Annotated in this window: 12 protein-coding genes; 7 read left to right on the top strand and 5 right to left on the bottom strand. The window is 65.5% G+C overall.

Annotated elements, in window-relative coordinates:
* Positions 1 to 6: 6 nt before the first annotated feature.
* From JQ633_RS16425 to JQ633_RS16410, 4 genes are all read right to left on the bottom strand, one after another.
* The gene (locus JQ633_RS16425; RefSeq protein ID WP_211986097.1) at positions 7 to 1,065 is read right to left on the bottom strand and encodes a YeiH family protein; all 1,059 of its coding nucleotides are present in this window, start codon (positions 1,063 to 1,065) and stop codon (positions 7 to 9) included.
* 148 nt (positions 1,066 to 1,213) lie between these two features.
* Positions 1,214 to 1,435, bottom strand: coding sequence for a hypothetical protein (locus JQ633_RS16420; RefSeq protein ID WP_211986096.1), 222 nt, complete (start codon positions 1,433 to 1,435; stop codon positions 1,214 to 1,216).
* Positions 1,436 to 1,587: 152 nt separating this feature from the next.
* Positions 1,588 to 2,826 (bottom strand): ATP-binding protein, encoded by a 1,239-nt coding sequence (locus JQ633_RS16415; protein ID WP_211986095.1) that lies wholly within the window; start codon positions 2,824 to 2,826, stop codon positions 1,588 to 1,590.
* A 182-nt stretch (positions 2,827 to 3,008) separates the two neighbouring features.
* Positions 3,009 to 4,292 (bottom strand): allantoate amidohydrolase, encoded by a 1,284-nt coding sequence (locus JQ633_RS16410; protein WP_433995659.1) that lies wholly within the window; start codon positions 4,290 to 4,292, stop codon positions 3,009 to 3,011.
* Positions 4,293 to 4,659: 367 nt separating this feature from the next.
* Between JQ633_RS16410 and JQ633_RS16405 the strand changes: the two genes are divergently transcribed.
* The 7 genes from JQ633_RS16405 (at position 4,660) to JQ633_RS16375 (ending at position 11,333) form a co-directional block, all read left to right on the top strand.
* Positions 4,660 to 5,769 carry a BMP family ABC transporter substrate-binding protein gene (locus tag JQ633_RS16405; protein WP_211986094.1) on the top strand — a complete coding sequence of 370 codons (1,110 nt, stop codon included), beginning with the start codon at positions 4,660 to 4,662 and terminating at the stop codon, positions 5,767 to 5,769.
* Positions 5,766 to 6,875, top strand: coding sequence for an ABC transporter permease (locus tag JQ633_RS16400; protein ID WP_211986093.1), 1,110 nt, complete (start codon positions 5,766 to 5,768; stop codon positions 6,873 to 6,875). Before JQ633_RS16405 ends, JQ633_RS16400 begins: the two co-directional genes overlap by 4 nt.
* Before the next feature lies 1 nt (position 6,876).
* Entirely contained in the window at positions 6,877 to 7,803 is a 927-nt protein-coding gene (locus JQ633_RS16395; RefSeq protein ID WP_211986092.1) for an ABC transporter permease, read from the top strand.
* A 17-nt stretch (positions 7,804 to 7,820) separates the two neighbouring features.
* Positions 7,821 to 8,504, top strand: coding sequence for a biuret amidohydrolase (gene biuH / locus JQ633_RS16390; protein WP_211986091.1), 684 nt, complete (start codon positions 7,821 to 7,823; stop codon positions 8,502 to 8,504).
* The gene (locus JQ633_RS16385; protein ID WP_211986090.1) at positions 8,501 to 10,033 is read left to right on the top strand and encodes an ABC transporter ATP-binding protein; all 1,533 of its coding nucleotides are present in this window, start codon (positions 8,501 to 8,503) and stop codon (positions 10,031 to 10,033) included. Before biuH ends, JQ633_RS16385 begins: the two co-directional genes overlap by 4 nt.
* Before the next feature lie 755 nt (positions 10,034 to 10,788).
* Complete coding sequence (locus JQ633_RS16380; protein ID WP_211986089.1) at positions 10,789 to 11,106, top strand: hypothetical protein; 318 nt, start codon at positions 10,789 to 10,791, stop codon at positions 11,104 to 11,106.
* On the top strand, positions 11,103 to 11,333 hold the full coding sequence (locus tag JQ633_RS16375) for a hypothetical protein (protein WP_211986088.1): 231 nt from the start codon (positions 11,103 to 11,105) through the stop codon (positions 11,331 to 11,333). The genes JQ633_RS16380 and JQ633_RS16375 overlap by 4 nt, the downstream gene beginning before the upstream one ends.
* Before the next feature lie 86 nt (positions 11,334 to 11,419).
* Here JQ633_RS16375 and JQ633_RS16370 read toward each other — a convergent pair whose 3' ends face one another.
* Positions 11,420 to 12,565 (bottom strand): mechanosensitive ion channel family protein, encoded by a 1,146-nt coding sequence (locus tag JQ633_RS16370; RefSeq protein ID WP_211986087.1) that lies wholly within the window; start codon positions 12,563 to 12,565, stop codon positions 11,420 to 11,422.
* Positions 12,566 to 12,836: the final 271 nt, after the last annotated feature.

Raw genomic sequence — 12,836 nt, 5'->3', positions numbered from 1 at the left:
ACGAACCTACTTGAAGAAATGCACCAGCCCGATGCTGAGGCCGAGCAGCAGCATCAGCGACAGCGTCACTGCGGCCGTCACCCGGCCGCCGACGGTCGAGAGCACGCGCACGTCGACGCCGAGCCCGAGCGCGGCCATGGACAGCACGGTGAGGATCGCCGCGGTCTTGGTCACCGGCGCGATGACGATGTCCGGCACCAGTTGCAGCGAGCGCAGCGCGGCCAGCACCAAAAAGCCGATGATGAACCAGGGCACCAGCTTGAACGGGCTGATCGCCACCGTCTTGGCGTTGCCCGCCTTGCGCTTGCGCCGCGCGACGAACAGCGAGAGGCCGACCACGATCGGGCCTAGCATCAGGACGCGCACCAGCTTCACCAGCGTGCCGATCTGGGTCGAGACGATGCCGGCCGGCACCGTCGCGGCCAGCACCTGCGGCACGGCATAGACCGTGAGCCCGGCGAGGATGCCGTATTGCGTGGCCGACAGTTTGAGCAGTGGAATCAACAGCGGCAGGCCGAGCACCATCAGCACGCCGAGGATCGCGGTGAACGAGATCGACGAGGCGATGTCGTCGCCGTCGGCCTCGATCACCGGCGCCACCGCCGCGATCGCCGAATTGCCGCAGATCGAATTGCCGCAGGCGATCAGGATCGCGAGCTTGGTCTTCAGCCCGAGCATCCGGCTGAGCCCGAAACTCACCGCGAGCATGATGGCCACGGTCACCGCGATGGCGCCGATCAGCAGCCAGCCCGAGGCCACGATCGCCGCAAAGCTGATGGAGGCGCCGAGCAGCATCACGGCGACCTCGAGCAGTTGCTTGGCGCTGAAGGCGATGCCGGAGCGCCAGCGCTCGGACGGCTGCCAGGCGGTGCGCACCGCCATCCCGAGCAGGATCGCAACCACCAGCGCCTCGATATAGGGATGGTCGAAAACGTGCTCTTCGGCGGTCTGGATGCCGAGCGATATGACCGTGATCACCCCGCAGAGCAGGATACCGGGAATGAGCAGGACCACCCGCTTCAGCGCAGTTGGCTGCTTCCCCTGACTTTTCGATGGGTCCGGCACGAAATCCTCTTCTTCGGAGAAGATTTTATGCGCCAGATTGCGCCCGTTGACCAATCCATTTTCGGATTGGCCGGATGCATGGAAGTTCTATCCCCGGAATTGACGGCGTGGTGCCATTCCCCGCATCGCCGCGGGTGGTTCTCGGCCCTCAGAGTGCCGCGAACAGGCCCTGCGCCCAGGCGAGCGCGTTGTCGAAGCTGAACACGCCGGGCTCGAAATAGGCGGCGCGGGCCAGCACGATGCCCACGACCAGCACCCAGAAAACACTGGTACCGGCGGTCTTCAGCCATTGCGACGCACGGGTGCTGGCGACCGATTGATCGATCGCGGGGACCGGCTCGCCGAAGGGATCGAATGCGGATTGGCTCATGGGACGTAACCGTTGCTGACGCCCCTAAATGTCGCGACATTTGGCGCGGAAGCAAGGGAAGCGCCGTGCCTTTTGCGGCAGCTCCCTGGAAGGACGTTTTCCGGCGCAAAAGCCGGAGAGTATTTTCTTCTTGGACCCCCGAATTGGGCCCGTCAGGCGCCGGTTGCGCGCTGCGGCGCCAGGCGCGGCAGCGTGATCCGCATGGTCGTCCCGACACCCGCCGTGCTGTCGAGATGGAGCTCGCCGCCGAGCCGGTTGGTGACGATGTTGTGGACGATATGCAGGCCGAGCCCGATCCGGCCGTTGTCGCGGCGCGTGGTGAAGAATGGGTCGAAGGCCTGCCGCCTCACCTCGCAGTCCATCCCGCAGCCATCGTCGGCGAACAGCACCTCGACGCGGTCCCGGCCCGACGCGCGCAGCCGGATCGTGATGGTGCCGCCCTTGCCGTCCGGAAACGCGTGCGCGACCGCATTGACGAACAGATTGGTCAGCACCTGACCGTAGGGGCCGGGATAGCTGTTCATCGCAAGGCCGCGCGCAAAATCGACCTCGAGCGCGAGGTTGTTCTTCGGCAGCGCCGGACGCAGGCCGGAGAGAACCTGCTCGGTCACCTCGCCGAGATCGAACTCGCGCCGGTCGAAATAGCTGCGATCGACCGCCACCTGCTTGAACGATTGCACCAGGTCGGCCGCGCGCTTGAGATTGCCGACCAGCAGCGATGATGCGCTTTCGACCACTTCGATGAAATCGCTGAGACTCGACCGCATCAGCCTGCCGCGCGCCGCCTCGGCGGCGAAGTCGGCGCATTTCTGCTCCAGCACCGAGGCCACCGTGAGGCTGGTGCCGACCGGACTGTTGATCTCGTGCGCGACACCGGCCACCAGCCGGCCGAGCGCCGCGAGCTTCTCCGCCTCGATCAGCGACGCCTGGGTCTCCTGCAGATGATGCAAGGCCCGCTCGGCGGCGTCCCGCGCGGCGCGGAGCTCGCGTTCGTTCCGCTTGCGCTCGGTGATCTCCTCGGCCGCGACGTTGACGCCGACGATGTTGCCGTTCGGCCCGAGTTGCGGATGCCAATGCGTGATCCAGCAGCGCTCGTCATTGTGGCCCGGACGCTGGCCGTAGACCTCGACGCCGGTCACGGGCTGTCCGGTCTCCATGATCGAGCGAACGATATCCTCGACCGCGCCGGCCAGTGCAGGTACGCAATCGCGCACCGAGCGGCCGAGATGGCCCTCGACCGAGATGCCGCAGATCTCGGTGAGACGCTGGTTGATCTGCAGATAGCGGCAGTCGGGAGAAAGGTAGGCAAGGCCGATCGGCGCAGTGTCGTAGATCAACTGCAGCGCCGGTTGTTTTGGGAACTGAACGTCCTGGACGACGGATGACCGCATGTCCTTCCCCCTGGGGGCAAGTCTAGCGCCTCACGACCGGCCCGCAATAGCCCGAGCCAAGCCGGATGCGGCCGGAGCCGTCCGGATTTGGCACGGCAAACCTTGATGCAGATCAAGGCCGCGCGCGCGGTATCAGCGTTGCGCCCGGCACGATGCGGTCGCAGCGCCGCCTGCCGATCGCTTCAGGTGTCGGCCACGCCGCCCGGCCGGAAATTCTCGATGAAGCGCAACAGCACGCGCGCGCCGGTGTCGGCGTCGGCGAGTTCGACATGCTCGGCCGGATTGTGGCTGACCCCGCCGCGGCAGCGCACGAAGAGCATGGCGATGTCGGCGACGTCGACCATCGCCATGCCGTCATGCCCCGCCCCGCTCGGCAGCTCGAAGGTTGCAAATTCCTCGGCGGCGACAGCGTCCGCGAGCTGCGCCTGCAGCCACGGCGCGCACGGCACGCTGCGGTTCTCGTGGGTGACGTCGATCTGCAGCGCCAGCTCGCGCCGCTGCGCGATCGCCTCGACCTGCCGCACGATATCGGCCACCGCGCGCTTGCGATGCGCGTCGTCCTGCGAACGGATGTCCATCGTGAACGACACCTTGCCCGGGATCACGTTGGTGGCGCCGGGCAAGGCGTTGATGACGCCGACGGTGCCGACGAGGCCAGCTTGATCGCTGCGGCAAAACTCCTCGATCGCGACGATGCATTCGGCGGCGCCCGCCAGCGCATCGCGGCGCAGCGGCATCGGCACCGTGCCGGCATGGCCGGCCGTGCCGACGAGACTGGCTGCGAGCCGCGTTGCGCCCGCAATCGCCGTGACGACGCCGACCGGCAGGCCCTTCTCCTCCAGCACCGGCCCCTGCTCGATATGCAGCTCGACATAGCCGAGCAGTTCGCGGCGGGCGCGAGCCGCGATGCCGATGCGATCGGGATCGAGCCCGAACTGCACCATGGCCTCGCGCATCGACAGGCCGGCGCGATCGCGCGCATCGAGCGCGGCCGCATCGAACGTTCCGGCCAGCGCGCGGCTGCCGAGCAGCGTCGAGGCAAAGCGTACGCCCTCCTCATCGGCAAATCCAACGATCTCGATCGCAAACGGCAGCCGCTTGCCGCGCCGGTTGAGATCGGCGACGCAGGCGATCGCGGTGATGACGCCGAGCGGCCCGTCCCATTTGCCGGCGTCGCGCACCGTGTCGTAATGCGAGCCGAGCATCAGGCATGGCAGGCCCGGCCGCTCGCCTTCGTAGCGGCCGCAGACATTGCCGATCGCGTCGAGATGCGCGCTCATGCCGGCCTCGCGCATCCAGGACAGGATCACGTCGGCGGCCTTGCGGTGCTCGGGGGTGAGGAAGATCCGCGCCAGGTGCTCCGGTGTCTCGGAAATCGCCGCGAGCTGATCGATCCGCGCCACGATCTCATCGCCAAGTGAGACACCAAGGGATTCGCGAAGGGATGACGGTTTCATCTCGGTCATGCTCTTTCAGTCCCACCCCGTCGCACAATCGCCCACTCGTAGCAGGCCCGATCCGATTCACCAGCCGGCAAATGGCAGGTTGCGCGCCGGCTTCCGATCGAGGCTCCAGCGGTGCCATCCCGGTTAGCGGCTGCTTAACGGCATTGCATACAACGGCGATTGATCGCCTAAGATATAAGCAAACGGTGGCAAGGCGGGCTGTCGACCGTCCGGGACCCGCACCCGATCCCCATCAATTTCAAAGCGTTAGCTCGCCATGATCGCTGGACGTGCTCTGGCACGAAGCTTGCGACACCTCCCATCGGCTCCGTCGTTTCAGGCGGCTGCGACAAGGACAGGCGGCAGACCGCCGGAGGGGAGCAGGCAAATGGATTTTGGCAGGATTTCACGTCGGCATTTGTTGCAGGGAAGCGCGGCGCTGGCATTCGGCAGCGCGCTGGGTGTCCGCGGCGCGGCCGCCGCCGAGACCACGATCGGCTTCATCTATGTCGGGTCGCGCGACGACTACGGCTACAACCAGGCCCACGCACAGGGCGCCGCGGCGGTGAAGAAACTGCCCGGCGTCAAGGTGATCGAGGAAGAGAAGGTCGCGGAGACCGATGCGGTCGAGAAGACCATCGAGTCCATGATCAACCTCGACGGCGCCACGCTGCTGTTTCCGACCTCGTTCGGCTACTACAACCCGCATGTCGTCAAGATGGCGAGCAAGTTTCCGAAGCTGCATTTCGAGCACTGCGGCGGATTGTGGTCCGACAAGGACCCCAAGAACGCCGGCAGCTATTTCGGCTATATCGACGAGGCGCAGTTCATCTCAGGCATCGTCGCCGGCTATTCGACCAAGAGCGGCAAGCTCGGCTTCGTCGCCGCCAAGCCGATCCCGCAGGTCTTGCGCAACATCAACGCCTTCACGCTGGGCGCACGCCTCGCCAATCCGAAGGCGACCACGCAGGTGATCTTCACCGGCGACTGGTCGATGCCGGTCAAGGAAGCCGAGGCCACCAACAGCCTGATCGACCAGGGCGTCGACGTGCTGACCTGCCATGTCGACGGACCGAAGACGATGGTCGAGAACGCCGCGCGGCGCGGCGCGATGGTGTGCGGCTATCACGTCAACCAGTCTCCGCTGGCGCCGAAGGCCTATCTCACCGGCGCCGAATGGAATTGGGAGGCGCTGTATCCGAAGTTCGTCAAGATGATCACATCGGGCCAGCCGATCCCGAACTTCTATCGCGGCGGATTGAAGGAGGAGATCGTCAAGGTCTCGCCCTATGGCGAGGCGGTGTCGGCGGAAGCGCGCAAGCGTGCCGACGACGTCAAGGCCAAGTTCATGGCCGGCGACTTCGCGATCTTCAAGGGCCCGATCGCCGACAACAAGGGCAAGACCGTGATCGCCGCCGGCACCGACCGCGGCCAGCAGGATCCCGAGCTCGAGAAGATGGATTACCTCGTCGAGGGCGTGATCGGAGCCACCGCGTGACGGCGGAGACGGCGGAAACGGTGGACGCGGCCGGAGTTGCTCCGGCCGCCGATCCCGGATTCCTCCAGCGCTACGGCACCAGCATCGAGTACGTCCTGATTCCATGCGCCGCACTGATCGGCGCGCTCGCGGTGTTCGGCGGCTTCGTCGCGCTCTACGGCAAGAACCCGCTCGATCTGTATTTCTACATGTATTACGGCGCGTTCGGCACGTGGTTCTCTTGGCAGAACACGCTGACCCGCGCCGCCCCCTTGATCCTCACCGCATTGTGCACGGCGCTGCCGGCGCAGCTCGGCATGGTGATCATCGGCGGCGAAGGCGCGCTGTTGATCGGCGCGCTGTCGGCGACATCGGCGGCGCTGGCGCTGCAAGGCGCGGCACCGATCGTCGTGCAGATTGCGATGGTGATCGCGGGCGTGATCGGCGGCGGCCTCTGGATCACGCTGTCAGGCGGCTTGCGGCAGTACCGCGGCGTCAACGAGACGATCTCGAGCCTGCTGCTGGTCTATATCGCGCTCGCGATCCTCAACCACCTGGTCGAGGGTCCGCTGCGCGATCCGGCCAGCCTCAACAAGCCGTCGACCCGCGAGATCGGCGCCGCCAACATGATCGGCAGCATTCCCGGCACCGACGTGCATTGGGGCCTGGTGTTCGGCCTCGTCGCGGCGGTTGCCGCCTACATCCTGATCTATCACACCACCTTCGGCTTCGCCGCGCGCGTTGCCGGCGGCAACATCCGCGCCGCGAAGATCGTGGGCCTCGGCGTCGGCAAGCTGATCCTGACCGTCTGCTTCCTTGCCGGCGGCTGCGCCGGGCTCGCCGGCATGATCGAGGTCGCCGCCGTGCAGGGCCGCACCAACGCCAACCTCGCGGCCGGTTACGGTTTCACCGGCATCCTCGTCGCGTTCCTGGCGCGGCAGAATCCGCTTGCGATCATTCCGGTAGCGATCCTGCTCGGCGGCATCAGCGCCTCCGGCGGCCTGCTGCAGCGCCGGCTCGGTCTGCCCGACGCATCGGTGCTGGTGCTGCAGGGCATCATCTTCGTGTTCGTGCTGGCGAGCGACGCGCTCTACGGACGCATCGGCTTCCTGAAGGGAAAGTCCTGACATGGCTGATACCTCGCTCGGGCTCTGGACCGTTCCGCTCGCCGTGCTCGGCGGTGCCATCCGCGTCTCGACGCCGTTTCTGTTCGTCAGCCTCGGCGAATGCATCACCGAGCGAAGCGGCCGCATCAATCTCGGCCTCGAGGGCACGCTGGTGATGGGCGCGATGAGCGCCTACGGCATCTCCTATCTGTCCGGCTCGCCGTGGCTCGGCGTGCTCGCCGCCGGCATCACCGGCGCCCTGTTCGGCGCGCTGCATGCCGGCATCTGCTCGCTGCCGCGCGTCAACGACATCGCCGTCGGCATCGCCCTGATGCTGCTCGGCACCGGCCTCGCTTTCTTTCTCGGCAAGCCGCTGATCGAGCCGACCGCGGCACGGCTGCCGGCGATCGATTTCGGCTGGTGGAGCGACGTGCCGCAGGTACGCGCGGCGCTGCGCATCAACGCGCTGTTCCTGATCGGCGTCGCCACCGCGCCGTTGCTGTACTGGGCGTTCAAGACCACGCGCTGGGGCCTGTTGATCCGCACTGCCGGCGAAAGCGCCGACGCGGCGCGCGCGATGGGTCATTCGGTGCTGCTGATACGCCTGCGCGCCACCATGGTCGGCGGCTTCCTCGCAGGGATCGGCGGCTCGTTCCTGTCGCTGTTCTATCCCGGCAGCTGGAACGAAGGCCTCTCCTCGGGACAGGGCATCACGGCGGTGGCGCTGGTGATCTTCGCGCGCTGGGACCCGCTGCTCTGCCTGTGGGCCTCGCTCGCGTTCGGCGGCGCCGCGGCGCTCGGGCCGGCGCTGCAATCGGTCGGCATCACCTCCGGCTATCACTTGTTCAACGCCGCGCCCTACATCCTGACGCTGGCGATCATGATCATCACCTGCTCGCCGAAGCGCACGCTGACCGGCGCGCCGGCCGAATTGTCCATCACAAGATAGTCTTGCGAGATCGCCAAATGCCCGAGCGCTTCATCAAGTCCGAGCCCTATGCCTGGCCCTACAATGGCGACCTGCGCCCGCAAAACACCGCGCTCGTCATCATCGATATGCAGACCGATTTCTGCGGCGTCGGCGGCTATGTCGACAAGATGGGCTACGACCTGTCGCTGACCCGCGCGCCGATCGAGCCGATCAAGAAATTGCTCGCGGTAATGCGCGCGCAGGGCTTTCACATCATCCACACCCGCGAAGGCCACCGGCCCGACCTCACCGACCTGCCCGCCAACAAGCGCTGGCGCTCGCGGCAGATCGGCGCCGGCATCGGCGATCCCGGTCCCTGCGGCCGCATCCTGGTGCGCGGCGAGCCCGGCTGGGAGATCATTCCCGATCTCGCGCCGCTGCCGGGCGAGCCCATCATCGACAAGCCCGGCAAGGGCTCGTTCTGCGCCACCGACCTCGAACTGATGCTGCGGGTGCGCGGCATCGAGAACATCGTGCTGACCGGCATCACCACCGATGTCTGCGTCCACACCACGATGCGCGAGGCCAACGACCGCGGCTTCGAATGCGTGCTGGTCGAGGACTGCTGCGGCGCCACCGACAAGGGCAATCACGACCACGCGCTGAAGATGATCAAGATGCAGGGCGGCGTGTTCGGCGCGGTGACGACATCCACCGATCTGATTGGAGCGCTGTCGTGATCATCGGCGAGCCGCCGCTACCCGCAGGCGCGTTCGGCGTCGACGCCATCGCCATGACGATGCGGTTCGGCGATTTCCTCGCACTCGACAATGTCGAGCTGAAGGTGCGGCCCGGCTCGTTCCACGCGCTGCTCGGCGAGAACGGCGCGGGCAAGAGCACGCTCGTCAAATGCATCATGGGCTATTACCACGCCACCGAGGGCGACATCCTGGTCGGCGGCCGCGAGCAGGCCATCGCCAACCCGAAGGACGCCCATGCGCTCGGGCTTGGCATGGTCTACCAGCACTTCACGCTGGTGCCGGCGATGACCGTCGCCGAGAATTTGGTGCTCGCGCGCGACGACGTCCCCGCCGTGGTCGACTGGCGCAAGGAGAAGAAGGCGCTCGAAGCGTTCCTTTCGCGGATGCCGTTCAAGGTGCCGCTCGACGCCAAGGTGGCCGACATCTCCGCCGGCGAGCGGCAGAAATGCGAGATCCTCAAGCAGCTCTATCTGAAGCGCCGCTTCCTGATCCTGGACGAGCCGACCTCGGTGCTGACGCCGGGCGAAGCCGACGAGGTGCTCGGCATGCTGCGCGCCATGGTGGTCGCGGGCGAGCTGACCATCCTGATGATCACGCACAAGTTCCGCGAAGTGATGGCCTTTGCCGATGACGTGACGATCCTGCGCCGCGGCAAGCTTGCCGGGACCGGCCGCGTCGCCGACCTCACGCCGGACGAGATGGCGCGCACCATGATCGGCGCCGAGCAGTTGACCGTGCAGCCGCCGCGCACCGGCGAGACCGGCGCGCCGCGGCTCGAGCTCGACCGCCTCACCGCGCGCGACGATGCCGGCGCGATCGCAGTGCACGGCGTGTCGCTGACCGTGAAGAGCGGCGAGATCGTCGGCATCGCCGGCGTCTCCGGCAACGGCCAGCGCCAGCTCGTCGAGGTGCTGGCCGGCCAGCGCGAGGCCGAGAGCGGCGTGATCCGCGTCCAGGGCGAGAGTTACTCGGCGAGCCGCGAGGAGATGCGCCGGCACCGGATGTCGCTGCTGCCGGAGGAACCGCTGAAGAACGCCTGCGTCGGCGGCATGAGCGTCGCCGACAACATCGCGTTCCGCGAGTTCGACCGCGCCCCGTTTGCGCGCGGCGGCTGGTGGCTGAACCGGTCGGCCTTCCGCAGCGATGCGACGCGCAAGATCAACCGATACAAGATCAAGACCCGCACGCCGGAGACGCCGATCGCCGCGCTGTCGGGCGGCAATGTGCAGCGCGCGGTGCTGGCGCGCGAGTTGTCCGGCGATGTCGAAGTGCTGATCGCTGCCAACCCCTGCTTCGGGCTCGACTTCGCCGCGGTGGCGCAGATCCACGCCGAGATCATGGCCGCGCGCAACCGCGGCGCCGCGGTGCTGCTCGTCAGTGAGGACCTCGACGAACTGCTGGAACTGTCGGATCGCCTGGTCGTGATGTTCCACGGCGAGTTCGTCCACGAGGCCCGCGCCAGCGAGGCGGATCTCACCGAGATCGGCCGGCACATGGCCGGGCATTGAGATCGCTTGAATCTGCGACATCCCCCCATGCGTCGTCCCGGCGAAAGCCGGGACCCATAACCACAGGGTGGGGTTGTTGAAACGAGCTGTGGCCCCAGCGTCGCGCAACAATGACCTTCCTTGGTTATGGGTCCCGGCTTTCGCCGGGACGACGCCGTGGGTGGCGTAGCAGCGAAACGAGAATGGACAGAGTTCCATCTGCACGGAAAAATCCCGTCGGCACCGAAACCAACTTAACATATGCGAATTTACCAATGGGGCTTCGCAGAAACTGCGAGGTGAGCCATGCACTTGTCGCTCGTAGAAGCAGTCATCATTATCGCCCTCTCCGGCTCTGCGTTCCTCGCGGAAATATTCGTTGCGGTTGCATTGGGACTGATATGAGAGGTGTCCCATTGGTAGAGCCGCATGCGCAGCTCAACACAGCACACTACCGGGCCATCTGCCATGAGATAGGCGAAAGGCTTCGCCTTATCCTCGATCGGGATCAATCGCCTTTGCCGTCCCACCTGCGAGCGAAGCTGGATCGGTTCAAGGAGATGGACGCTCGGGCGTATCTTCGATCGATCGCAAGGCATAAATAGACGACAGGAAACCATCGCGGCTGGACGTAATGTCCTGGAATCGCACCGTGTCTTTATGACCGCGCCGACTCGTTCCCGCGCCGGCAGCGCGGCCTCGGAAGAACAACACGTCTAAAAATTGAGGAACGAAAAGGGCCGGTCGGTCCTTCTCTGACCTTAAGGGAGGTGCCCATGAATGCCCAGGCAAGAGAAGGTGCGTGCGCGTTCGCTTGGCGGAACTATTTGCTGCTCCACAGCGGTGTCAGCGAGAACGATAACAGGCGTTCTGCCCTCCGCCGCTACGTCAACAACCTTTGTGATGCCGGCCAATTCGACTTCGATCTCTTGCAGATTGCGGCAGTCGCTTACTTGAAAAGCCTGGACGAAATGCATGACGAGCGAAGTGCGAGACTAGCGGCAGATCACGCGTTGGCCCAGTGCCTGGAAGCACGCACGGCACGACCCGACAATCGCGGCCATAACTTCAGATCGAAGGAGCGAACAGCATGACGGACAAGATCGATTACACGAACCAATTCATGCGCAACACCCAAGGGCGCATGGTCGCAACGACGGCGATGGGCATGAGCGCCTTGAGGCCAATCATGCACCTTCAGGTCACCATGCTGAGAATGTGGGCCGACAGCATCGAGAGGCTTGCGGGCAATGTCGAAAAGGGCGTCGAAGAAACCGCGACCACCGTCGAGGAGCAGGCAAGCAAGGAACGTGCTGCGTAAGCTAATCTGGAACCTAGGCGGAGTCCGCAACGGGCTCCGCCTTTTCTTTGATAATGAACGAGGCCGCCGATCGTAGCGGCCTCGTCTCAGTTGGGCGACGGCGCAACCGGGCGATCGCGGGCCGGCGCGCGGCGCAGGAAATTCCGGCCTAAGCCGTCATGATCCGCGGGCGCCAGGATCGCCCGGTCGCGCGGCAGCGCATCCGGCATCTCGTCGCGAATGAACGCCAGCAGCTTCTCGCGGATCTCGCAACGCAGGTCCCACGACTGCGGCGCGTTTCGCGCGCTGACCAGCGCGCGCAGCTCGATGGTGCGCGGGTGGGTGTCGATCACCTGCAGATTGACCACCGCGCCGTCCCACAGCTTCGACTCCTTCGCCACCTGCTCCAGGCGCTTGCGGATGCCCGGCACGTCGGCGCTGTAGTCGACATGCAGCGCGATCGCGCCGATCAGCGATTGCGCGTCGCGGGTCCAGTTCTGGAATGGGCGCTCGATAAAATAGGCCAGCGGCACCACCATGCGCCGCCAGTCCCAGAGCCGGATCACGACATAGGTCGAGGCGATGTCTTCGACCCAACCCCATTCGTTCTCGATGAGAACGGCGTCCTCGATGCGGATCGGCTGGGTGACCGCGATCTGCACGCCGGCGATCAGATTGCTGAGCAGCGGCCTTGCGGCGAGACCGAGAATGAGGCCGGCGGCACCGGCGGAGGCGAACAGGCTGACGCCATATTGCCGGACCGAGTCGAACGTCATCAGCGCGGTCGACACCGCGATGATGACGATCAGCGTATCGGTCACCCGCTTGAAGACACGAACCTGGGTGACGTGCTTGCGCGCCAGAAAATTCTCGGCGACGTCGTGGCGAAATTTGTCGACATATCTCGTCGAGGCCATGTCGACGGCACGGATCGAAATCCAGCCGACCAGCGCGATCACGGCGACGCCGAAGAAATGGCTGAGTGTCAGACGCAGCACATCGCTGAGCGGCGCCAGCGGCAACACCAGCGCAACCGCGGCGAGACACAACGCCAGCCGCGTCGGCCCCGCGGTGCGGTCGAGCAGCATCGTCGCGACCGGACTTCTCGGAACCAGGACGCGGCGCACCAGTCGCCGCGCAACGGAATGGATCAGGAGCGCGATGAGGAGCGCGCCCGTAATCAGGCCAAGGCCGACAACCCAGTCCGGGACCCAACGAAGACTGTGTTCCAACCCATCGATAAACTCTTGCATGAATCCGCCTGCTCCAGCATTGCCGGCCGCTAACGCACGGACCCCGCGATTTCTTCTGATCTCAACGCAATGCAGCAATTCAGCCCATGCATCTCAAGATGCAATGGAACCGGATGGGTCAGCCCGGCACAATTTCGGAATATTGGAAGTGTATCGCTGAGTTGCCCGACGTGTCAAGTGGCCTGGCCGAGCGGTGTCAGTAGCTCGTGATCTGTCGCCTGTTTGTAGCTCGTGAAGTGTCGTGTTTTCGGTGCCCCGGAACAAGGGGGAC

Source organism: Bradyrhizobium tropiciagri (genome assembly GCF_018130505.1).
Lineage (GTDB): Bacteria > Pseudomonadota > Alphaproteobacteria > Rhizobiales > Xanthobacteraceae > Bradyrhizobium > Bradyrhizobium tropiciagri_B.
This window is presented reverse-complemented; position numbering and strand designations above follow the sequence as displayed.

Bases quoted from the DNA above. Each gene is read 5' to 3' on its own strand.
- JQ633_RS16375 (WP_211986088.1), top strand. From the start codon at position 11,103: ATGACGGACAAGATCGATTACACGAACCAATTCATGCGCAACACCCAA.
- JQ633_RS16420 (WP_211986096.1), bottom strand. From the start codon at position 1,435: ATGAGCCAATCCGCATTCGATCCCTTCGGCGAGCCGGTCCCCGCGATC.
- JQ633_RS16380 (WP_211986089.1), top strand. From the start codon at position 10,789: ATGAATGCCCAGGCAAGAGAAGGTGCGTGCGCGTTCGCTTGGCGGAAC.
- JQ633_RS16410 (WP_433995659.1), bottom strand. From the start codon at position 4,292: ATGACCGAGATGAAACCGTCATCCCTTCGCGAATCCCTTGGTGTCTCA.
- JQ633_RS16395 (WP_211986092.1), top strand. From the start codon at position 6,877: ATGGCTGATACCTCGCTCGGGCTCTGGACCGTTCCGCTCGCCGTGCTC.
- JQ633_RS16405 (WP_211986094.1), top strand. From the start codon at position 4,660: ATGGATTTTGGCAGGATTTCACGTCGGCATTTGTTGCAGGGAAGCGCG.
- JQ633_RS16415 (WP_211986095.1), bottom strand. From the start codon at position 2,826: ATGCGGTCATCCGTCGTCCAGGACGTTCAGTTCCCAAAACAACCGGCG.
- JQ633_RS16370 (WP_211986087.1), bottom strand. From the start codon at position 12,565: ATGCAAGAGTTTATCGATGGGTTGGAACACAGTCTTCGTTGGGTCCCG.
- biuH (WP_211986091.1), top strand. From the start codon at position 7,821: ATGCCCGAGCGCTTCATCAAGTCCGAGCCCTATGCCTGGCCCTACAAT.